General features: G+C 71.0%; 20 protein-coding genes. 2 read left to right on the top strand and 18 right to left on the bottom strand.

What is annotated here, in order from left to right; translation table 11 throughout:
* Nucleotides 1–25: 25 nt before the first annotated feature.
* On the bottom strand, nt 26–1,288 hold the full coding sequence (gene hisS / locus ACGFZF_RS22380) for a histidine--tRNA ligase (protein WP_393556596.1): 1,263 nt from the start codon (nt 1,286–1,288) through the stop codon (nt 26–28).
* Nucleotides 1,289–1,299: 11 nt separating this feature from the next.
* A complete protein-coding gene (locus tag ACGFZF_RS22375; RefSeq protein ID WP_356600907.1) occupies nt 1,300–2,007 on the bottom strand; it encodes an MBL fold metallo-hydrolase in 708 nt (235 codons plus the stop codon).
* Between the two features lie 154 nt (nt 2,008–2,161).
* Between ACGFZF_RS22375 and ACGFZF_RS22370 the strand changes: the two genes are divergently transcribed.
* Both ACGFZF_RS22370 and ACGFZF_RS22365 read left to right on the top strand, forming a co-directional pair.
* Nucleotides 2,162–2,950 (top strand): peptidylprolyl isomerase, encoded by a 789-nt coding sequence (locus ACGFZF_RS22370; protein WP_393556593.1) that lies wholly within the window; start codon nt 2,162–2,164, stop codon nt 2,948–2,950.
* A gap of 187 nt (nt 2,951–3,137) precedes the next feature.
* Nucleotides 3,138–4,367, top strand: coding sequence for a DUF349 domain-containing protein (locus tag ACGFZF_RS22365; RefSeq protein ID WP_393556591.1), 1,230 nt, complete (start codon nt 3,138–3,140; stop codon nt 4,365–4,367).
* A gap of 103 nt (nt 4,368–4,470) precedes the next feature.
* Here the strand turns inward: ACGFZF_RS22365 and ACGFZF_RS22360 are convergent, their stop codons facing one another.
* From ACGFZF_RS22360 to pgsA, 16 genes are all read right to left on the bottom strand, one after another.
* Nucleotides 4,471–6,936 (bottom strand): bifunctional (p)ppGpp synthetase/guanosine-3',5'-bis(diphosphate) 3'-pyrophosphohydrolase, encoded by a 2,466-nt coding sequence (locus tag ACGFZF_RS22360; protein WP_356778161.1) that lies wholly within the window; start codon nt 6,934–6,936, stop codon nt 4,471–4,473.
* 209 nt (nt 6,937–7,145) lie between these two features.
* Entirely contained in the window at nt 7,146–7,697 is a 552-nt protein-coding gene (locus ACGFZF_RS22355) for an adenine phosphoribosyltransferase (protein ID WP_393556588.1), read from the bottom strand.
* Nucleotides 7,694–8,773 (bottom strand): protein translocase subunit SecF, encoded by a 1,080-nt coding sequence (gene secF, locus ACGFZF_RS22350; RefSeq protein WP_393556586.1) that lies wholly within the window; start codon nt 8,771–8,773, stop codon nt 7,694–7,696. The genes ACGFZF_RS22355 and secF overlap by 4 nt, the downstream gene beginning before the upstream one ends.
* 1 nt (nt 8,774) lies before the next feature.
* The gene (secD, locus tag ACGFZF_RS22345) at nt 8,775–10,544 is read right to left on the bottom strand and encodes a protein translocase subunit SecD (protein ID WP_393556584.1); all 1,770 of its coding nucleotides are present in this window, start codon (nt 10,542–10,544) and stop codon (nt 8,775–8,777) included.
* Between the two features lie 146 nt (nt 10,545–10,690).
* Entirely contained in the window at nt 10,691–11,167 is a 477-nt protein-coding gene (gene yajC, locus ACGFZF_RS22340; RefSeq protein ID WP_393556582.1) for a preprotein translocase subunit YajC, read from the bottom strand.
* A 165-nt stretch (nt 11,168–11,332) separates the two neighbouring features.
* Nucleotides 11,333–12,412 carry a Holliday junction branch migration DNA helicase RuvB gene (gene ruvB / locus ACGFZF_RS22335; protein ID WP_393556580.1) on the bottom strand — a complete coding sequence of 360 codons (1,080 nt, stop codon included), beginning with the start codon at nt 12,410–12,412 and terminating at the stop codon, nt 11,333–11,335.
* 109 nt (nt 12,413–12,521) lie between these two features.
* Nucleotides 12,522–13,154 (bottom strand): Holliday junction branch migration protein RuvA, encoded by a 633-nt coding sequence (gene ruvA, locus ACGFZF_RS22330; RefSeq protein WP_393556578.1) that lies wholly within the window; start codon nt 13,152–13,154, stop codon nt 12,522–12,524.
* Nucleotides 13,151–13,687 carry a crossover junction endodeoxyribonuclease RuvC gene (gene ruvC / locus ACGFZF_RS22325; RefSeq protein ID WP_147977123.1) on the bottom strand — a complete coding sequence of 179 codons (537 nt, stop codon included), beginning with the start codon at nt 13,685–13,687 and terminating at the stop codon, nt 13,151–13,153. The genes ruvA and ruvC overlap by 4 nt, the downstream gene beginning before the upstream one ends.
* Before the next feature lie 169 nt (nt 13,688–13,856).
* Nucleotides 13,857–14,609 (bottom strand): YebC/PmpR family DNA-binding transcriptional regulator, encoded by a 753-nt coding sequence (locus tag ACGFZF_RS22320; protein WP_356600918.1) that lies wholly within the window; start codon nt 14,607–14,609, stop codon nt 13,857–13,859.
* 62 nt (nt 14,610–14,671) lie between these two features.
* A complete protein-coding gene (gene pdxT / locus ACGFZF_RS22315; RefSeq protein WP_393556575.1) occupies nt 14,672–15,262 on the bottom strand; it encodes a pyridoxal 5'-phosphate synthase glutaminase subunit PdxT in 591 nt (196 codons plus the stop codon).
* Complete coding sequence (gene pdxS / locus ACGFZF_RS22310) at nt 15,262–16,185, bottom strand: pyridoxal 5'-phosphate synthase lyase subunit PdxS (protein WP_393556572.1); 924 nt, start codon at nt 16,183–16,185, stop codon at nt 15,262–15,264. The genes pdxT and pdxS overlap by 1 nt, the downstream gene beginning before the upstream one ends.
* Nucleotides 16,186–16,301: 116 nt before the next feature.
* On the bottom strand, nt 16,302–16,844 hold the full coding sequence (locus ACGFZF_RS22305) for a hypothetical protein (protein ID WP_393556570.1): 543 nt from the start codon (nt 16,842–16,844) through the stop codon (nt 16,302–16,304).
* A gap of 11 nt (nt 16,845–16,855) precedes the next feature.
* Nucleotides 16,856–17,497, bottom strand: coding sequence for an MBL fold metallo-hydrolase (locus tag ACGFZF_RS22300; RefSeq protein ID WP_393556569.1), 642 nt, complete (start codon nt 17,495–17,497; stop codon nt 16,856–16,858).
* A 100-nt stretch (nt 17,498–17,597) separates the two neighbouring features.
* Nucleotides 17,598–18,758: a glycosyltransferase family 4 protein gene (locus tag ACGFZF_RS22295; RefSeq protein WP_393556567.1), complete on the bottom strand. Its 1,161-nt coding sequence runs from the start codon at nt 18,756–18,758 to the stop codon at nt 17,598–17,600.
* Complete coding sequence (locus ACGFZF_RS22290) at nt 18,755–19,672, bottom strand: phosphatidylinositol mannoside acyltransferase (RefSeq protein WP_393556565.1); 918 nt, start codon at nt 19,670–19,672, stop codon at nt 18,755–18,757. Before ACGFZF_RS22290 ends, ACGFZF_RS22295 begins: the two co-directional genes overlap by 4 nt.
* Nucleotides 19,669–20,385, bottom strand: a complete 717-nt coding sequence (pgsA, locus tag ACGFZF_RS22285) for a phosphatidylinositol phosphate synthase (protein WP_384871810.1) — start codon at nt 20,383–20,385, stop codon at nt 19,669–19,671. Before pgsA ends, ACGFZF_RS22290 begins: the two co-directional genes overlap by 4 nt.
* Nucleotides 20,386–20,447: the final 62 nt, after the last annotated feature.

The raw sequence follows: 20,447 nt of genomic DNA, 5'->3' as shown, positions 1-20,447 counted from the left end.
GGAGCCCCTCGGGCCTACGCCGTGGTCAGGCCAGCTTCGCCCGGACCGCCTCGACCAGTTCGTCGAGGGCGACCGCGCTCTGCTCGCCGGACTCCATGTCCTTGAGCTGGACGACACCGTCGGCGAGGTCGCGCTCGCCGGCGACGACCGTGTAGCGGGCGCCGGAGCGATTGGCGTCCTTCATCGCACCCTTCAGGCCCTTGCCGCCGAAGGAGAAGTCCGCCGCCACGCCGGCCCTGCGCAGCTCCGTGATCTTGCCGAAGAGCACCCGGCGCGCCTCGTCGCCGATCGCCACCGCGTAGACGCTGGTGGCCGCGGGGAGGTCGAGCTCGACGCCCTCCGCCTCCAGCGCGAGGACCGTGCGGTCCACGCCGAGGGCCCAGCCGACCGACGGGAGCGCGGGGCCGCCGATCATCTCGGAGAGGCCGTCGTAGCGCCCGCCGCCGCCGACCGCGGACTGGGAGCCCAGACCGTCGTGGACGAACTCGAAGGTCGTGCGCGTGTAGTAGTCGAGACCGCGGACCAGCTTCTCGTCGTCCTCGAAGACGACGCCCGCGGCGCCGACCAGTCCGCGCACCTCCTCGTGGTACGCCTTGCAGGCGTCGCACAGGTAGTCGCGCAGCAGCGGCGCGCCCACCAGCTGCTTCTGCACGGACTCGCGCTTGTCGTCGAGCACGCGCAGCGGGTTGATCTCGGCGCGGCGCAGCGTCTCCTCGTCGAGGTCGAGGCCGCGCAGGAAGGACTGGAGGGCCTCGCGGTACACCGGGCGGCACTCCTTGTCGCCCAGGGAGTTCAGCAGGATGCGGAAGTTCCGCAGGCCCAGCGAACGGTAGGCCTGGTCGGCCAGGATGATCAGCTCGGCGTCCAGGGCCGGGTCCTCGGCGCCGATCGCCTCGGCGCCGACCTGCGAGAAGTGGCGGTAGCGGCCCGCCTGGGCCCGCTCGTAGCGGTAGTACGAGCCGGAGTACCAGAGCTTGACCGGCAGGTTGCCGAGCTTGTGCAGGTTGCCCTGGAGCGCGGCGCGCAGGACGGACGCGGTGCCCTCCGGCCGCAGGGCGAGCTCGTCGCCGCCCTTGGTCGTGAGGGTGTACATCTCCTTGGTCACGATGTCGGTGGACTCGCCGACACCGCGGGAGAACAGCTTCACGTCCTCGAAGCCGGGGGTCTCGACGTAGCCGTACCCGGAGTTCCGCAGCGGGGCCGAGATCGCCTCGCGCACCGCCAGGAAGGTGGCGGAGCGGGGCGGGGTCAGGTCGTACGTGCCCTTGGGGGCCTTGAAGGTGCTCACGTGGATCTTCGTCACATTCCTCGTCGGGGAGCCTTCGCGCTCCCGAGGCCGGCGGCCACGTCCCGCAGATAGGGGTTCGTGGCGCGCTCCTGGCCGATGGTCGTCTGGGGACCGTGTCCCGACAGCACCACGGTCGAGTTGTCGAGCGGCAGGCACACGCGGGCCAGCGATTCGAGCATCTCGTCCATGTCACCGCCGGGCAGGTCGGTGCGTCCGATGGAGCCGGCGAACAGCAGATCCCCGGAGAAGAACACGGAGGGGATCTCCGTGCTCTCGGGCATCCGGAAGGTCACCGACCCCTTGGTATGACCGGGCGCGTGCGCGACGGAGAACTCCAGACCGGCCAGGTCCAGCTTCGCGCCGTCGGTGAGCTCGTGCACGTCGTCCGGCTCGCCCACGGTCAGCTCACCCATGAGCGGCATCCCGATGGAGCGGCCGAGGGCCTTCTCCGGGTCGCTCATCATGTAGCGGTCGGCGGGATGGATCCACGCGGGCACGTCATGGGCTCCGCACACCGGGACGACCGAGGCGACATGGTCGATGTGGCCGTGGGTGAGCACGACGGCGACGGGCTTGAGCCGATGCTTCCTGAGCGTCTCCTCGACTCCCTGGGCGGCCTGGTGGCCCGGGTCGATGATCACGCACTCCTCGCCTGCGGCGGGGGCGACCAGATAGCAGTTGGTCCCCCAGGCCCCGGCGGGGAACCCGGCAATAAGCACGATCGTCCTCAGTGTGTCGTCCGACGGGAAGGCCGCCTTGTCGAAAGGCGACAGCTCAGAGCCTACCGGCGCTGCGTATTCCACAGCCAACCCGTATACGGTACGGGCACACCCGGCCCGGGCAGGAACATACGAGCGACAAGGAGCAGACCCGGTGGTCAGCAGCGATCAGCGGCGGCGGCAGCTCGCCAGGGAGAAGTACCAGCGGCAGCAGCAGCGGCGGCAGGAGGCGCACCAGAAGGCACGGCGCCGCAACACCGTCATCGCGGCCGCGCTGGCCGTGGTCATCGCCGCGGGCGGCGCGGTGTACGCCTCGGTGGCCCTGACGGACGACAAGGACAAGGGCGCGGACAACGCGGCGCCGAGCAACACCCCGGAGCCCACGGAGACCGAGTCGAAGGCGCCCGAGCCCAAGCTGTCCATCGATCAGAAGGCCACGTACACGATGGCCCTGAAGACGAACCTGGGCGAGATCTCCTTCGCCATGGACGCGGCGAAGACCCCGCGGACGGTGAACTCGTTCAAGCACCTGGCGGACAAGAAGTACTTCGACGGGACGAAGTGCCACCGGCTCACCACGGAGGGCATCTTCGTCCTGCAGTGCGGTGACCCGAAGGGCGACGGCACCGGCGGCCCGGGCTACACCATCCCGGACGAGAACCTGGGCGCGCTGGGCAAGGCGGGCGCCGACGGCGCGGTGACCTACCCGGCCGGCACGGTGGCGATGGCCAACACCGGCCAGCCCGGCACCGGCGGCAGCCAGTTCTTCCTCGTCTACAAGGACACCAAGCTGCCGCCGAGCTACACCCCCTTCGGCACGATCGACGCGGTCGGCCTCGCGGTCGTGAAGGACGTGGCCGCGGGCGGCGTGGAGGGCGGCGCCAAGGACGGCGCGCCCAAGAAGGCCGTCACCGTCGAGAAGGCCACCGTCGTCAAGAAGTGACGCGCAGCGCGACCGTTCAATTTCGGTCGCGCTGAGAGCGGACAGCCGGGCGGCCGTTCGCCTAGATTGGCGTTGTGCAGTGCGGGCCGGGTCTCGCGCTGTGGAAGACGGGCGAGGCCCGTCAGGAAACTGTGGACGATGCCCAGGGGGCACAACCCCCTCGTCGGCATCATGTGGAGGAGGCGCTGTGAGCAGCGACCCGTGGGGCCGCGTCGACGAGACGGGCACCGTGTACGTGCGTACCGCCGACGGCGAGAAGATCGTCGGATCGTGGCAGGCCGGCAGTCCCGAGGAGGCTCTGGCCTACTTCGAGCGCAAGTACGAGGGCTTGGTTGTCGAGATCGGCCTCCTCGAGAAGCGGGTGAAGACCACCGACCTCTCGGCCAAGGACGCGACCGCCGCGATCGACCACATCCGGCACCAGGTCGACGAGCACCACGTCGTGGGTGACCTCGCCGCGCTCACCACCCGGCTCGACAAGCTGGTGGAGACGGTGGAGTCGCGCCGCGAGGAGCGCAAGGTCCAGAAGGCCAAGCAGACCGACGAGGCGCGTGCCGCCAAGGAGGAGCTGGTCAAGGAGGCCGAGGAGCTCGCGCAGAGCGAGCAGTGGCGGTCCGCCGGCGAGCGTCTGCGCGCCCTCGTGGACACCTGGAAGGGCCTGCCCCGGCTCGACCGGAAGTCCGACGACGAGCTGTGGCACCGCTTCTCGCACGCCCGCTCGGCGTTCTCCAAGCGGCGCAAGGCGCACTTCGCCTCGCTGGACGCGCAGCGCGAGGACGCCCGCAAGGCCAAGGAGCGGCTGGTCGCCGAGGCCGAGTCGCTGTCGAACTCCACCGACTGGGGTGGGACGGCCGCCCGCTACCGCGAGCTGATGACGGAGTGGAAGGCCGCGGGCCGTGCGCAGCGCGAGCACGAGGACGACCTGTGGAACCGCTTCCGCGGCGCCCAGGACGTCTTCTTCGCCGCACGCGGCGAGGTCTTCGCCGAGCGGGACGCGGAGCAGACCGAGAACCTCAAGCTGAAGGAGGAACTCGCGGTCGAGGCCGAGAAGCTGGTGCCGGTGACCGATCTGAAGGCGGCCCGGGCGGCCTTCCGCTCCCTCAACGAGCGCTGGGAGGCCATCGGCCACGTGCCGCGCGACGCCCGCCCGAAGGTCGAGGGCCGGATGCACGCGGTGGAGCGCGCGCTCCAGGAGGCCGAGGAGTCGGAGTGGCGCCGGACGAACCCGGAGGCACGCGCGCGTGCCGCGGGTCTGACGGGCCAGCTGCAGGACGCCGTGGACAAGCTGCAGAAGCAGATCGACACGGCCCGCGCGGCGGGCAACGACGCCAAGGCCGACAAGCTGGCGCGTGAGCTGGAGGGCCGCCAGGCGCTCCTCGACCAGGCGCTGAAGGGTCTGCAGGAGTTCGGCGGCTGATCCTCCGCCGCCCGCTCCACGGAAAGGGGCCCCGGTACCTCCGCGAGGTACCGGGGCCCCTTTCCGTGGCCCGTCGCCGGGGCCGGGGTCGTGCGGGTCCGGGTCAGGGCCTGCGGGCCGAGGTGACCCGGTAGACGTCGTACACGCCCTCCACTCCGCGCACCGCCTTCAGGACGTGCCCGAGGTGCTTCGGGTCGCCCATCTCGAAGGTGAAGCGCGAGGTGGCGACGCGGTCGCGGGAGGTCTGGACGGCCGCCGACAGGATGTTGACGTGCTGGTCCGACAGGACGCGGGTGACGTCCGAGAGGAGCCGGGAGCGGTCCAGGGCCTCGACCTGGATGGCGACCAGGAAGACCGACGACTGGGTCGGTGCCCACTCGACCTCGAGGATCCGTTCCGGCTCGCGGGAGAGCGAGTCGACGTTCACGCAGTCGCTGCGGTGAACCGATACGCCGCTGCCGCGGGTGACGAATCCGATGATCGGGTCTCCTGGCACGGGGGTGCAGCAGCGGGCCAGCTTGACCCAGACGTCCTCGACACCCTTGACGACCACGCCGGGGTCGGCGCTGGAACGGCGCTTGGCACGGCTGCGCGAGGGCGGTGCGGACTCGGCGATGTCCTCGTTCGCGGCCTCCTCGCCGCCGAGGGCCTGGACGAGCTTCTGGACGATGGACTGGGCCGTGACGTGGCCCTCGCCGATCGCCGCGTAGAGCGAGGAGATGTCGCTGTAGCGCATCTCGTGGGCCAGGGTGACCAGCGAGTCGCCGGTGAGGATCCGCTGGATCGGCAGGTTCTGCTTGCGCATGGCCCGCGCGATGGCGTCCTTGCCCTGCTCGATGGCCTCCTCGCGGCGCTCCTTGGAGAACCACGCGCGGATCTTGTTGCGGGCCCGGGGGGACTTGACGAAGCCGAGCCAGTCGCGGGAGGGTCCGGCGCCGGCCGCCTTGGAGGTGAAGACCTCGACCAGGTCGCCGTTGTCGAGGGTCGACTCGAGCGGCACGAGCCGCCCGTTGACCCGGGCTCCTATGGTGCGGTGACCGACCTCGGTGTGGACGGCGTACGAGAAGTCGACGGGGGTCGCCCCGGCGGGCAGCGCTATGACGTCGCCCTTGGGGGTGAAGACGAAGACCTCGTTGCGCGAGAGGTCGAAGCGCAGGGACTCCAGGAACTCGCCGGGGTCCTCGGTCTCCTTCTGCCAGTCGAGCAGCTGGCGCAGCCACGCCATGTCGTTGAGGTGGTCGTCCTTGCCGGTCTTCTTCGGCACGTCGGCGCGCACCTTGGAGGCACCGGCGACGGCCTCCTGCTTGTACTTCCAGTGCGCCGCGATGCCGTACTCGGCCCGGCGGTGCATGTCGAAGGTGCGGATCTGCAGCTCGACGGGCTTGCCGTTGGGGCCGATGACCGTCGTGTGCAGCGACTGGTACATGTTGAACTTCGGCATCGCGATGTAGTCCTTGAACCGGCCGGGGACCGGGTTCCATCGCGCGTGGACGGTGCCGAGGGCCGCGTAGCAGTCGCGGACCGTGTCCACGAGGACGCGGATGCCGACCAGGTCGTAGATCTCCGCGAAGTCGCGGCCGCGGACGATCATCTTCTGGTAGACGCTGTAGTAGTGCTTGGGCCGGCCCGTGACGGTGGCCTTGATGCGGGCGGCGCGCAGGTCGGACTGGACCTCGTCGGTCACTATGGCGAGGTACTCGTCACGCTTGGGCGCGCGCTCGGCGACGAGCCGGACGATCTCGTCGTACATCTTGGGGTAGAGGATCGCGAAGGCGAGGTCCTCCAGCTCCCACTTGATGGTGTTCATGCCCAGGCGGTGGGCCAGGGGCGCGTAGATCTCGAGGGTCTCGCGGGCCTTCTTCTCCTGCTTCTCCCGCTTGAGGTACCGCATGGTGCGCATGTTGTGCAGGCGGTCGGCGAGCTTGATGACCAGGACGCGCGGGTCCTTGGCCATGGCGACGACCATCTTGCGCACGGTCTCGGCCTGGGCGGCCTCGCCGAACTTGACCTTGTCCAGCTTGGTGACGCCGTCGACGAGCAGGGCGACCTGGTCGCCGAAGTCACGGCGCAGGGTGTCGAGGCCGTACTCGGTGTCCTCGACGGTGTCGTGCAGCAGCCCGGCCATCAGCGTCGCCGGGTCCATGCCCAGCTCGGCCAGGATGGTGGTGACGGCGAGCGGGTGCGTGATGTACGGGTCGCCGCTCTTGCGCTTCTGGCCGCGGTGCCAGCGCTCGGCGACCTGGTAGGCCCGCTCGACCTGGCGCAGGGTGGCCGTCTCGATCTTCGGGTCGTTGGAGCGGACGATCCGGAGCAGCGGTTCGAGGACCGGGTTGTACGGGGAGGACCGCTGGACGCCCAGCCGGGCGAGGCGCGCGCGCACGCGGTTGGAGGAGCCGCCGGAACGGGTCGGCGGGGCCGGCGCGGGCTTGGGCGCGGGGGCCGGCGCGGAGGCCACGGGGGCGGGCCTGTTCTCCGCGGGCTTGTCCTGGGGCGTGGCGGGTCCCGCCGCGGGCTTCTCGGCCTGCTGCTCGGGCTTCGCGGCGGAGAGTGGCTGGGCCTCGTCTGGCAAGAGCGCTCCTCGTGCGGTACCGGGTCCCCGGTCAGGCCCGGAAAGCCCATGGTATCGACCCGGGAGCCGCAGTGCTCACGCGCGCGGTGCGTGAGACGCCCGCCACGTACGGGAAGGGCCGCGTACCGGGGCATACCCGGCGAACGACCGGGGCGCCCCGGGAGATCCCCGGGGCGCCCCGTTCCGTACGGCGTCGCCGCCGCACGGTGTCAGACCGTGATCAGCGCCTCGAGCGGGGCGCCGCGCAGGGCCGGTTCCAGCCGGGCCCGGCCGGGCAGGAAGCCGAGCTCCATGAGGACCGCGACACCCGCGACCTCGGCGCCGGCCCGCCGGATGAGCTCGATGGACGCCTCGGCCGTGCCGCCGGTGGCGAGGACGTCGTCGATGACCATGACGCGGTCGCCCGCCGCCAGGTCCTCGGCGTGCACCTCGATCTCGGCGGTGCCGTACTCCAGCTCGTACGCCTGCTTCAGCGTCGCGCCGGGCAGCTTGCCGGCCTTGCGGACCGGGACGAAGCCCAGGCCCGCGCGGACGGCGACCGGCGCGGCGAGGATGAAGCCGCGTGCCTCCAGGCCGACGATCTTCGTCGCGCCGTGCGTGGCGCACAGCGTGGCGAGGGTGTCGGTCAGGAGCGCGAACGCCTCCGGGTCCGCGAGCAGCGGCGTGATGTCCTTGAACAGCACACCGGGCTTCGGGTAGTCGGGGACGTCACGGATCCGGCTGAGCAGCAGTCCTGCGGTGTCCTGGATGTCGGCGGTCATCCGCGGTGCTCCGGGGCACGGCCGCCGCGACGGGCGCGCTGGCCCACGACCGCGGCCTCGTCCTCGAAGTCGTCGCGCTCGTCGACGTCCAGGGGCTCGCCCTTGGCCGCCGCGTTCGCGCGCTTGGCGAGCACGCGCTTCCTGAGGGCCTTCATGGCCGGCTCGCGCTCCTTGAGGTCGGCGACGAGCGGGGTGGCGATGAAGATCGAGGAGTAGGCACCGGCCGCGAGGCCGACGAACAGCGACAGCGAGATGTCGTTCAGCATGCCGGCGCCCAGGACGCCGCCACCGATGAACAGCAGGCCGGCGACCGGCAGCAGGGCCACGACCGTCGTGTTGATCGAACGGACCAGGGTGCCGTTGATCGAGCGGTTCGCGATCTCGCTGTACGTCCAGCGGGTCTGCTTGGTGATCCCCTTCGTCCCCTCCTTGAGGGAGTCGAAGACGACCACCGTGTCGTAGAGCGAGTATCCGAGGATGGTCAGCAGACCGATCACCGTACCGACCGTGACCTCGAACCCGACGAGCGAGTAGATGCCGACGGTGATGGTGATGTCGTGGATCAGCGCGATGAGCGCCGCGACCGCCATCCGCCACTCGAAGGCGATGGCGAGGTAGATCACCACGAGGATCATGAAGACCGCGAGGCCCGTCCACGCCTTGGCGGCGATCTGCTCGCCCCAGCTGGGACCGACCAGCTCCGCGGCGATCTTGTCCTCGGTGACGCCGAGGTCCTTGGCCAGCTCCGTGCGGACCTGGTCGGACTTCGCGGTGTCCAGGCCGCCGACCTGGATGCGCAGGCCGCCGTTGCCGAGTCCCTGGACGATCGCGTCGTGGCCGGCGGCCTCTTCCGCGTACTCCTGGGCCTGGGAGACCGACACGGACGTCTTCGGGGTGGTGAAGACCGCGCCGCCCTGGAACTCGATGCCCATGTTCAGGCCGCGCACCGTCAGGCCGAGGATGGCCGTGATGGTGATCAGGATCGACAGGCCGTACCAGATCTTGCGGTTCCCGATGAAGTCGTAGCCGACCTCACCACGGTGGAGCCGGGCGCCGAGATTTCCGAGCTTCGACATCTCACGCCTCCTTCGGGTCGATGGGGGCGGAGGCACGGCGGGCGCGACGCAGCGGCGGCTTGGCGCCGAGCCGCTTCGGGTCCAGGCCGGACCACGCGTGGCCGTTGCCGAAGAACTTGGTCCGCGCCAGGAGCGTCATGACCGGCTTGGTGAAGAGGAACACCACGACCACGTCGAGCAGGGTGGTCAGGCCGAGCGTGAACGCGAAGCCCTGGACCTTGCCGACGGTGACCACGAAGAGCACGGCGGCGGCGAGGAACGACACGAAGTCGGAGACCAGGATCGTGCGACGGGCACGCGGCCAGGCGCGCTCGACGGCCGGGCGGAGCGTGCGGCCCTCGCGGATCTCGTCGCGGATGCGTTCGAAGTAGACGATGAACGAGTCCGCGGTGATACCGATGGCCACGATGGCGCCGCAGACGGCCGGCAGGTTCAGCGCGAAGCCGATGGCCGGGCCGAGCAGGGCCATGATCACGTAGGTCAGGATCGCCGAGACCAGGAGGCTGAGCAGGGCGATCAGCGACAGGCCGCGGTAGTAGACCACCAGGTACAGGACGACCAGGGCCAGACCGATCGCACCGGCGATCAGACCCGCCTCGAGCTGCTCGCCACCGAGGGCGGCGGTCACGGTCGTGACGCTCTGGGTGTCGAAGGACAGCGGCAGGGCGCCGTACGACAGGATGTTGCCCAGGTCCTGGGCGGACTTCTGGGTGAAGCTGCCGGAGATCTCGGCGCTGGCGCTCAGCGTCTGGCGCACCGAGGGCGCCGAGACGACCTCGCCGTCCAGGACGATCGCGAACTGGTTCTGCGGCTCCTGCTGCTGCGAGAGCTTGCCGGTGATCTTCTGGAACTTCTTCGAGCCGCTGCTCGTGAAGTCCATGTTGACGATCCACATGCCGCGCTGCTGGTCGAAGACGCCCTTGGCGTCGTCGACGTCCTTGCCGTCCACCTCGGCCGGGCCGAGGATGTACTTCTCCCACTGGCCGGCGCTGTTCTTGCCGCAGGCGACCGTGGTGTCGGTCGGCAGGACGCCCTCACCCGCGGCAGCGCGCTGCTTGGGGTCGAGGCAGTTCAGGGTCTCGAACTTCTTCTGGAGCGCCGCGGTCGCGGGGTCCACCGAGGGCGTGGCCTCGGGGCTCGCGGAGGTCTTCGGCTTCGACGAGGCGGACCCGCTCGGCGTCGGCGTGGGGCTCGGGGCCTTGAGGGCCTCGGAGACCGCGCGGCCCTGGGTGGAGGCGCTCGACGAGGGAGTGGCGGACTTCTCGTCCTTCTTGCCGTCGTCCTTGCCCTTGTCCGCGGTCGCACCGGAAGCCGTGGGCTTCGGGGACGCGGAGGAGCTCGCGTTCGGCGCCGGCTGCTCGGACGGCGCGTACGTCAGGACGGGCCGGAAGTACAGCTGGGCGGTGGTACCGACCTGCTCACGGGCCTGCTTCTCGTCGACACCCTTGGGGATGTTGACGATGATGTTCTCGAGGCCCTGGGTCTGGACCTCGGCCTCGGAGACGCCCAGACCGTTGACACGGCGCTCGATGATGCCGACCGCGGTGTTCATGTTGGTCTCGTTGACGGCGCTTTCCTTGCCGGGGTCCGCCTTCGCCTTGAGCGTGATCGAGGTACCACCCGCGAGGTCGATGCCCAGACGCGGCGTGGTGTGACCCGACCAGAACATCCCGCCGGTGAGCGCGACCATGGCGATCAGGATCAGTGCCAGGGCACGCCCCGGCCTGCCCTGTCCCCCCGCCGGCCTTCGGCCCTTCTTCGGTGCTGCCACCTTGTCGTTTCTCCCTGTCCAACCGGACCGCGCCGGGTGTGCGCGGTGCGGCCACTGAGTATGTGTGGGGACCTGCCCCCGCAGACGTGGAACCGTCCCGGGGATCGCGGACGCCGGTGGGCGTTCACCGCGATCCCCGGCCGCGACTACTTCGCGTCGGTCTCGCCGTCGGCCTTGCCGTCCTTCTTGACCTCGGTGTCGGCCTTGACCTCGGTGTCGGCCTCGGCCGCGTCCACCTTCTTGGTCAGGTCGGCCTTGGCGGTCTCGTCCGTGCCGGCGGCCTCGGCCGCCTCGTCGGCCTCGGTCAGCGAGGAGGCGTCGTCCGGCACGACGGTGTCGTCGTCGCCGTGGACGATGCGGTTGTACTCCGCGTCCTCGAGCACTGCGCCGATCGCGTTCTTGGCGTAGACCGCGTGCGTGCCCGGCGCGATCTCGAGGAGGACGGTCTCGTCGCCGATCTCCTTGACGGTGGCGTACATCCCCCCGATCGTCCGTACGCCGGTGCCGGGCTGCATCTCATTGCGCATCTGCGCCGCCTGCTGCTGCTTCTTCTTCGCAGAGCGGGTCATCAGGAACATGGCCCCGATGAGGACGATGAAGGGGAGGAGGGTCACGATGCTCACGGGACGGGTTTCCTTCGCACGGTCGCGGAGAAACCGCGGCCTGATCTTCGGGGGTGGGCGCGCCGACCGGAAAGGGCGGCATCGGCGGAGTCTAGGCGAGTCCGCATCGATGGAACAACGTCCAGGATCGCACCGTGGTTCCTGCCCCGGCGAGTATGCGCGCCGTCACGCCCCGAAGAGCCCCTGTTGTCCGCTTCCCGCCGCTCCCGTGCCCCCGGCCTGCGGCGGAACGAGTCCGAGATGCGCCCATGCCGCGGGAGTGGCGACCCGGCCACGGGGCGTACGCGCCAGTAGTCCCTCGCGTACGAGGAAGGGTTCGGCGACCTCCTCGACCGTCTCGCGCTCCTCCCCGACCGCGACCGCGAGGGTGGACAGACCGACCGGTCCGCCACCGAAGAGCTTGAGGAGCGCCTGCAGGACGGCGCGGTCGAGCCGGTCGAGTCCGCGGGCGTCGACCTCGTACACACCGAGGGCGGCGGCGGCGATCTCGCGGGTGATCACGCCGTCCGCCTTGACCTGGGCGTAGTCCCGGACGCGGCGCAGGAGCCGGTTGGCGATACGGGGCGTTCCCCGGGACCGGCCGGCGATCTCGGCGGCGCCGGCCGTGTCGATCTCGACGTCGAGCAGTCCGGCGGAGCGGTGGACGACCCGTTCGAGCTCGGCCGGCTCGTAGAACTCCATGTGGCCGGTGAAGCCGAAGCGGTCGCGCAGCGGGGGCGGCAGGAGGCCGGCCCGGGTGGTGGCGCCGACCAGCGTGAAGGGCGGGAGCTCCAGGGGGATGGCGGTGGCGCCGGGACCCTTTCCGACGATCACGTCGACCCGGAAGTCCTCCATCGCCATGTAGAGCATCTCCTCGGCGGGCCGGGACATGCGGTGGATCTCGTCCAGGAAGAGGATCTCGCCCTCCTGGAGGGAGGAGAGGATCGCGGCGAGGTCGCCGGCGTGCTGGATGGCGGGGCCGGAGGTGATCCGGATCGGGGCGTTCATCTCGGCCGCGATGATCATCGACAGGGTGGTCTTGCCGAGGCCGGGGGCACCGGAGAGCAGGACGTGGTCGGCGGTGGCGCCGCGCTGGCGGGCGGCCCTGAGGACCAGGTCGAGCTGCTGGCGGACCTTCTCCTGGCCGACGAACTCGCTGAGGTCCTTGGGGCGCAGAGCCGCCTCGACGGCCTGGTCGTCGCCTTCGGCCGAGGCGCCGACGATCCGGTCCTCGGCTGCCGGTGCCGTCTCGTCGTCCCAGTTCACGGTGTCTGCCTTCTCGGTGTGGTGCGGTGGTCTCTCGGCGGTCGTGGGGGCGGGCGGCGCCGCCCGCCCCGCGTTCCGCCCGGTCGGCGGGTGGCGCGGGCCGTCGCGGCTATCGGGCGCGGTTGAGCGTCTGCAGGGCAGCGCGCAGCAGCTGCGGGACGGGGGCCGACCCGGACTCGGCGAGGGCGGCCTCGGCCTGCGGGGTCACGGCCGTCACCGCCTCCTCCGCCTCGCGGGAGGCGTACCCGAGCCCGATCAGCGCGGCGGTCAGCTGCTCGGTCCACGGCGGCGGCCCGGCGGCGGCGGCCCGCTGGGTGCCGACCAGGCCGCTGCTGCCCAGCGGGGCGCCGAGCTTGTCCTTGAGCTCCAGCAGCAGCTTCTGGGCGCCCTTCTTGCCGATACCGGGGACGGTGGTCAGCGCCTTCTCGTCGCCGGTGGCGACGGCGAGACGCAGGGCGTCCGGGCTGTGCACGCCGAGCATGGCCTGGGCGAGGCGGGGGCCGACGCCACTGGCGGTCTGGAGGAGTTCGAAGACCTGCCGCTCGTCGTCGTCCGCGAAGCCGTAGAGGGTGAGGGAGTCCTCGCGGACGACCAGCGAGGTGGCGAGGCGCGCCTCCTGACCGATCCTCAGCCCGGCGATGGTGTTCGGCGTGCACTGCACGGCCATCCCCACACCGCCGACCTCGATCACGGCGGTGCTGGGGGCGAGGGCGGCCACCGGGCCGCTCACAAAGGCGATCATCGGGTGCGGCCTTTCAGTGCGGAGGCGTGCTGGGCGACCGCCTGCTGCAGGCGGTTCTGGGCGGGGGCCCGCCAGATGTGACAGATGGCCAGGGCGAGCGCGTCGGCGGCGTCGGCCGGCTTGGGCGGGGCCGAGAGCCGCAGGATGCGCGTCACCATGGCGCCGACCTGGGCCTTGTCGGCACGTCCGCTGCCGGTGACGGCGGCCTTGACCTCGCTGGGGGTGTGCAGGGCGACCGGGATGCCGCGCCGCGAGGCACAGAGCATCGCGACGGCGCTGGCCTGGGCCGTGCCCATGACCGTACGGACGTTGTGCTGGCTGAACACCCGCTCCACGGCCACCAGTTCGGGCGAGAAGCGGTCGAGCCACTCCTCGATGCCACGCTCGATGCCCACCAGCCGGACGCCGATGTCCGCGTCCGCCGCGGTCCGCACCACGCCGACGCCGAGCATGGCCAGGGGCCGGCCGGCGACGCCCTCGACGACGCCGACACCGCACCGGGTCAGGCCGGGGTCCACCCCGAGAACGCGCACGCTGCCCCTCCCTGGACCCGTCTTCGCTGATCTGTTCGTGCAGGCTATCGGCTCGCACCGACAATGCCGCACGAACGGCGACGGGCCGACGGGGGTGTGTCCCCGTCGGCCCGTGGTGGCCGGCCTCCGGATCGGGCGGCGAGGCCCGGATCCGGTGTCGATGCCCGGATCAGGCGTCGACCTTCTCCATGACCTCGTCGCTGACGTCGAAGTTGGCGAAGACGTTCTGCACGTCGTCGCTGTCCTCCAGCGCGTCGATCAGCTTGAAGATCTTGCGCGCGCCCTCTTCGTCGAGCTCGACCTGCATGGTCGGGACGAAGTTGGAGTCGGCGGAGTCGTAGTCGATCCCGGCCTCCTGGAGGGCGGTGCGGACCGCGACCATGTCCGTGGCCTCGCTGATGACCTCGAAGCTCTCGCCCAGGTCGTTGACCTCCTCGGCGCCCGCGTCGAGCACCGCGCCGAGGACGTCGTCCTCGGTCAGCTCACCCTTGGGCAGCACGATGACGCCCTTGCGGTTGAACAGGTACGAGACCGAGCCCGGGTCGGCCATGGAGCCGCCGTTGCGGGTCATGGCGACGCGGACGTCGGAGGCGGCGCGGTTGCGGTTGTCGGTGAGGCACTCGATGAGGACCGCGACACCGTTCGGGCCGTAGCCCTCGTACATGATCGTCTCGTAGTCGACGCCGCCCGCCTCGAGACCACCGCCGCGCTTGACCGCGGAGTCGATGTTCTTGTTGGGGACGGAGCTCTTCTTCGCCTTCTGGATGGCGTCGAAGAGGGTGGGGTTGCCGTCGATGTCGGCACCGCCGGTCCGCGCGGCGACCTCGATGTTCTTGATCAGCTTCGCGAAGAGCTTGCCGCGCTTGGCGTCGATCACGGCCTTCTTGTGCTTCGTCGTAGCCCATTTAGAGTGGCCGGACATCTGCCTGTCTCCTTCGCGTAACCCATTACTGAACGAACCCCAGAGATCCTACCGGGGCCGAGTCACCCCGCCGCGCGCACCATGTCGACGAAAAGTGCGTGCATGCGGTGATCGCCGGTGAGTTCGGGGTGGAACGAGGTCGCCAGGGCGTTGCCCTGTCGTACGGCGACGATGTGGCCGCCGTGCTCGGCGAGCACCTCCACGGTGGCGCCGACGGACTCCACCCAGGGGGCGCGGATGAACACGCCCTCGACGGGTCCGTCCTCGATCCCGGCGACGGTGACGCCGGCCTCGAAGGATTCGTTCTGCCGTCCGAAGGCGTTGCGGCGGACGATCATGTCGATGCCGCCGAAGGTCTCCTGACCCGAGCGCGGGTCGAGGATCTTGTCGGCGAGCATGATCAGCCCCGCGCAGGTGCCGTAGACCGGCATGCCGGCGGCGATGCGCTCACGCAGCGGCCCCATGAGGCCGAACAGCGCGGCCAGCTTGGAGATGGTGGTGGACTCGCCGCCCGGCAGGACGAGACCGTCGACCTCGGCCAGCTCCTCGGGGCGCCGGACCGGCCTGGCCACGGCGTCGGCCGCGGCCAGGGCGATCAGGTGCTCCCGCACGTCGCCCTGGAGTGCCAGGACCCCGATCACGGGAGTGGTCATCACCAGCCCCGGTTGGCGTAGCGCTCGGTCTCGGGGAGGGTGTCGCAGTTGATGCCGACCATGGCCTCGCCCAGGTTGCGGGAGGCGTCCGCGATGATCTTCGGGTCGTCGTAGAAGGTGGTGGCCTTCACGATGGCGGCGGCGCGCTTGGCCGGGTCGCCCGACTTGAAGATGCCGGAGCCGACGAAGACGCCCTCGGCACCGAGCTGGCGCATCAGCGCGGCGTCGGCGGGGGTGGCGACACCACCGGCGGAGAACAGCACGACCGGCAGCTTGCCGAGCTCGGCGACCTCCTTGACGAGCTCGTACGGGGCGCGCAGCTCCTTGGCGGCGGCGTACAGCTCGTTGTTGTCGAAGCCGCGCAGCTTGGCGATCTCGTTCTTGATCTGGCGCAGGTGGCGGACGGCCTCGACGACGTTGCCGGTGCCGGCCTCGCCCTTGGAGCGGATCATGGCCGCGCCCTCGGCGATGCGGCGCAGGGCCTCGCCCAGGTTGGTGGCGCCACAGACGAAGGGGGTCGTGAAGGCCCACTTGTCGGAGTGGTTGACCTCGTCGGCCGGGGTCAGGACCTCGGACTCGTCGATGTAGTCGACACCGAGGGACTGCAGGACCTGGGCCTCGACGAAGTGGCCGATGCGGGACTTGGCCATGACCGGGATGGACACCGCGCCGATGATCTCTTCGATCATGTTCGGGTCGGACATACGGGCGACGCCGCCGTCCTTGCGGATGTCGGCGGGGACGCGCTCCAGGGCCATGACGGCCACGGCGCCGGCGTCCTCGGCGATCTTCGCCTGCTCGGCGTTGACCACGTCCATGATCACGCCGCCCTTGAGCTGCTCGGCCATGCCGCGCTTGACGCGCGAGGTGCCAATCGCCGAGGACTCTGCGGACTGGGGGGTGTTGGGAAGCGTGGTGGACACGACTGCGACCTCACTCGTGAAAGCGGTGTTGAGACAAGAGAGAGGAAACAGGGCACCACCAGGCCACAGCAAGGGCCAATATTCAGCCGGTGGATCGTTTTCCCAGGCCGGGCGCCTCAGGCGGGACGATCGGCAAGGGCGACAGGCGGTTCGTCGTCCATTTCGAAGGCCAGGGGGAACGGCGCGTGTCCCGCGAGCCGGAACCAGCGCACCTTGCGGTGGCGGCGCAGCGCCCGGGCGGCGCGCACGGCGTCGTTGTGGAACCTGCGGGCCATGGGGACGCGGCGGACGGCCGCCGCCAGTTCCCCGGCGGCCTCCTCGCCGCCGGGCGCCCGCCGTACGGCGTCGACCTGCTCGGGCTCCCCGAAGACGGCTCGCAGCGCCTGGCTCAGCTCGCTCTCGGCCACCTCGCGGTGGTCCTCCTCGGACTGGCGGGCCGCGTGCGCGGCCTCGTACAGCACGATCGAGGCGGCGGGGTCGAGCACGCCGGAGGTGGCCAGTTCCTGGGCGACCGAGGCCCGTCGCAGCAGCTGGGCGTCGAGTGCGGCGCGGGCGGCGTCGATGCGGGAGTGCAGCCGGTCGAGCCGTCCTGCGGTCCAGCTGAGGTACATGCCGATCGCGATGAGCGCGACGACGGTCCAGATCAGGGTTTCGGTCACGGGCGCACAGGCTACCGGGGCGGTGGCAGCACGCCTTCGCGGCGGGCACGGTCGTGCGCGAACAGGACGGAAGCGGGCCGGCCGTCGGCGAGCTCGGCGAGGCGGTCGAGCCAGGGGTGGTGGGGGACGCCGAACTCGTGGGCGAAGTCGTACGCCTGGCCGGCGAGCACGGTCACCCGGTCGCCCTGGTCGACGAAGAGCGACTGGTGGCCCTCGGTGTGGCCGGGGGTGGGCACGATCCGGACGCCGGGCGCGATCTCGTGCTCGCCGTCGATCTCCTCGTGCTGCACACCGTCCAGCAGCGCGTCGATGGTGTGGCCGCCGGCCCGGGCGGTCGCGAGCTCCTTGCGCTGGACGAGGACGGGCGTGCCGGCGAGGGCGGGGTTGCCTCCGATGTGGTCGAAGTGCAGGTGGCAGTTGACGACCAGGTCGACGTCGCCGGGGCGCACGGGCAGCGGCCTGCGGACGGGACGGTAGTGCGCATCCGTCTCCGGGGACCCGGCCCCGATCCCGGTGTCGAAGAGAAGGACCCCTCGGGCATGGCGCACGAGATAGGCCAGCACGGGCTCGACGCGCCCGTGGTCGCCGCCCCACTCGTGCGCGGGCCGGGTGAGGTGGCCGAGGTCGAGGAGCCGCACGGTCGTCGTGGTCATGCCCCGAGCCTGCCAGGCCCGGGGCACGCGAACCAGACGCCCCGGGGCCGGTCCCTCGCGGGGCCCCGGGGCGCCCGGCCGCCGCCGGACGCGGCCCGGCTCAGTCGCGGGCCAGGCCGAACCGCGCCCGCAGGCCGGTGCGCTCGTCCGCGGCCACCGAGGCCGCGCCGTCCGTGACCGTCTCGTACACCGCCAGGATGTCCGCGCCCACCGTCGACCAGTCGAACCGCCGGACGTGCGCGCTGCCCCGCGTCCGCAGCTCCGTGCGCCGCTCCTCGTCGCCGAGCAGCCGGATCGCCGCGCGGGCCAGCGCGTCGGCGTCCTCGTTGGCGAACAGCTCGCCCGCCGCGCCCTGGTCCAGCACCTGGGCGAACGCGTCGAGGTCGGAGGCGAGGACGGGTGCGCCCGCCGACATCGCCTCGACCAGGATGATTCCGAAGCTCTCGCCGCCCGTGTTGGGCGCCACGTACACGTCGACGCTGCGCAGCAGCCGTGCCTTGTCCTCGTCGCTGACCATCCCGAGGAACTCGACCCGGTCCCGCATCTCGGGCGGGAGCGAGGCGACGGCCTCCTCCTCGTCACCCCGGCCGGCGATGAGGAGCCGGGACTCCGGCCGCTCCCTGAAGATCTTCGGAAGGGCGCGCATCAGCACCGGCAGGCCCTTGCGGGGCTCGTCGATGCGCCCGATGAAGCCGAGCGTCCCGCCCTGCCACTCCTTCTTCGGTTCGGCCCGCGCGAAGAAGTCGACGTCGACGCCGTTGGGGATGACGACGGCGTCGCCGCCCAGGTGCTCGACGAGCGTGCGCCGCGCGTACTCGCTGACCGCGATCCGCGCGCTGATCTTCTCCAGCGCCGGCTGGAGGATCGGGTACGCGGCGATCATCGCCCGGGAGCGCGGGTTCGAGGTGTGGAAGGTGGCCACGATCGGCCCCTGCGCCGCCCAGCAGCTCAGCAGGCCGAGCGAGGGGGAGGCCGGTTCGTGGATGTGGATGACGTCGAAGGTGCCGTCGTGCAGCCAGCGCCGTACCCGGGCGGCCGACAGGAAGCCGAAGTTGAGCCGCGCCACGGAGCCGTTGTACGGCACCGGCACGGCACGGCCGGCCGAGACGACGTACGGCGGGAGCGGCGTCTCGTCGTCGGCGGGAGCGAGGACGGAGACCTCGTGCCCCAGCCGGATCAGGTGCTCGGCCAGGTCGCGGATGTGGAACTGGACGCCGCCCGGCACGTCCCAGGAGTAGGGGCAGACGATGCCGATCCTCACGCCGGTCCGTCCTCCCCGCGCGGCTCCAGGTCCGCGAGCCACAGTCGTTGCAGCATGTGCCAGTCCTCCGGGTGGTCGGCGATGCCGGCGGCGAAGACGTCGGCCAGCGACTGTGTCATCACGGACGTCCTCTCGTCCCGCGTCCCCGCCTCGGGGACGTCGACGGGCGCGTGGATCCGGCCCTTCATGACCGGGGAGTCGTCGTACCAGAGCGTCACGGGCAGCAGCAGCGCGCCGGTCTGCTGGGCGAGCATCGCCGGTCCCGCCGGCATGCGCGCCGTGTCGCCGAAGAAGGTGACCTCCGTGCCGTTCGCCGACAGGTCGCGGTCGGCGACCAGGCAGATCAGACCGCCGGCCCGCAGCCGCCGCGCCAGGGTGCCGAAGGCGGAGCCCCCGGTGTGCGGCAGGACCTCCATGCCCAGGGACTCGCGGTAGGCGACGAACCGGTCGTAGAGCGTCTCCGGCTTGAGGCGCTCGGCGACGGTGGTGAAGGGCACGCCGAGCGAGCGGGTCACCCACACGCCCGCCAGGTCCCAGTTGGCCAGGTGCGGCAGCGCGAGGATGACGCCCCGGCCGGAGGCGAGGCCCTCCTCGAGGTAGTGGACGCCCTTGATGTCGAAGCCGTCCTCGACGCGCTCCTTGCTCCAGGTGGGCAGCCGGAAGGACTCCATCCAGTAGCGCATGTACGAGCGCATGCCGGCCTGGGACAGCTCGGCCAGCCGCTCGGGCGTGGCGTCCGGCACCACGCGCGCGAGGTTGGACTCCAGACGCAGCACGCTCTTGCCGCGCCGCTTCCAGGCGATGTCGGCGATCCGCCGCCCGAGGCCGGCCGCGACCGGCTCCGGCAGTTTCTTGACGGTCGCCCAGCCCAGCCCGTACAGGCCGTCGGTCAACCGGTCCCTGATCCCGCTCATGACGTCGCCTCGCTCCCCCGGGCGGCGGCCGCGTCGGCCTCCGCGGCCTCACGCCGTACCGTCACCACTCGCTGCCCCAGCGTCACCGCGGAGCCCACCGCCACGATCCACAGGGCGATCGGCAGCAGGATCTGGATCCCGGGCACGCCGAACGCGTGCAGTCCGGCGAGTCCGGCCGCCACCAGCGAGATCACGAGCCGCTCGGCCCGCTCGACGAGGCCGTTGACCGCGACGGGCAGGCCAATCGATTCGCCACGCGCCTTCGTGTACGAGACGACCTGACCGCTGGCCAGACAGAAGATGGAGACCGCGCACAGGATGTTGTCGTCACCCGTTCCCGCATACCAGAGCGCGAAGCCGCCGAAGATGGCGCCGTCGGCGACCCGGTCGAGCGTCGAGTCGAGGAACGCGCCCCAGCGGCTGGAGATCCCGGCCTGCCGGGCCATGTTGCCGTCGACGAGGTCGGAGAAGACGAAGAGGGTGATGACGATCGTGCCCCAGAAGAACTCGCCCCTGGGGAAGAAGACCAGTGCCCCCGCCATCACTCCGGCCGTGCCCACGAGCGTGACCGCGTCGGGGCTGACGCCCCGGCGGAGCAGAAACGCGGCGAACGGTGTGAGGACACGCGTGAAGAATGCACGCGCGTACTTGTTCAGCATGGCCTTCCCGAGGTTCGGTGGCCGCGCGGCCCCTATGACCACCGGCTCACCCATCGTAGCCAGGACCACCCCGCCACACCGTCGGCACCCGCCCCGCCGCGTCGCGACCCCGCCGG

It is taken from the genome of Streptomyces sp. NPDC048338 (genome assembly GCF_043201055.1).
Lineage (GTDB): Bacteria > Actinomycetota > Actinomycetes > Streptomycetales > Streptomycetaceae > Streptomyces.
The sequence above is the reverse complement of the archived record's forward strand: the minus strand, read 5'-3'. Positions and strand labels throughout refer to the sequence as shown.

Coding starts and splice junctions, on each gene's coding strand:
- ACGFZF_RS22355 (WP_393556588.1), bottom strand. CDS start 7,697: ATGACCGCCGACATCCAGGACACCGCAGGACTGCTGCTCAGCCGGATC.
- secF (WP_393556586.1), bottom strand. CDS start 8,773: ATGTCGAAGCTCGGAAATCTCGGCGCCCGGCTCCACCGTGGTGAGGTC.
- ruvA (WP_393556578.1), bottom strand. CDS start 13,154: ATGATCGCCTTTGTGAGCGGCCCGGTGGCCGCCCTCGCCCCCAGCACC.
- ACGFZF_RS22320 (WP_356600918.1), bottom strand. CDS start 14,609: ATGTCCGGCCACTCTAAATGGGCTACGACGAAGCACAAGAAGGCCGTG.
- pdxT (WP_393556575.1), bottom strand. CDS start 15,262: ATGACCACTCCCGTGATCGGGGTCCTGGCACTCCAGGGCGACGTGCGG.
- ACGFZF_RS22300 (WP_393556569.1), bottom strand. CDS start 17,497: ATGACCACGACGACCGTGCGGCTCCTCGACCTCGGCCACCTCACCCGG.
- ACGFZF_RS22290 (WP_393556565.1), bottom strand. CDS start 19,672: ATGAGCGGGATCAGGGACCGGTTGACCGACGGCCTGTACGGGCTGGGC.
- pgsA (WP_384871810.1), bottom strand. CDS start 20,385: ATGGGTGAGCCGGTGGTCATAGGGGCCGCGCGGCCACCGAACCTCGGG.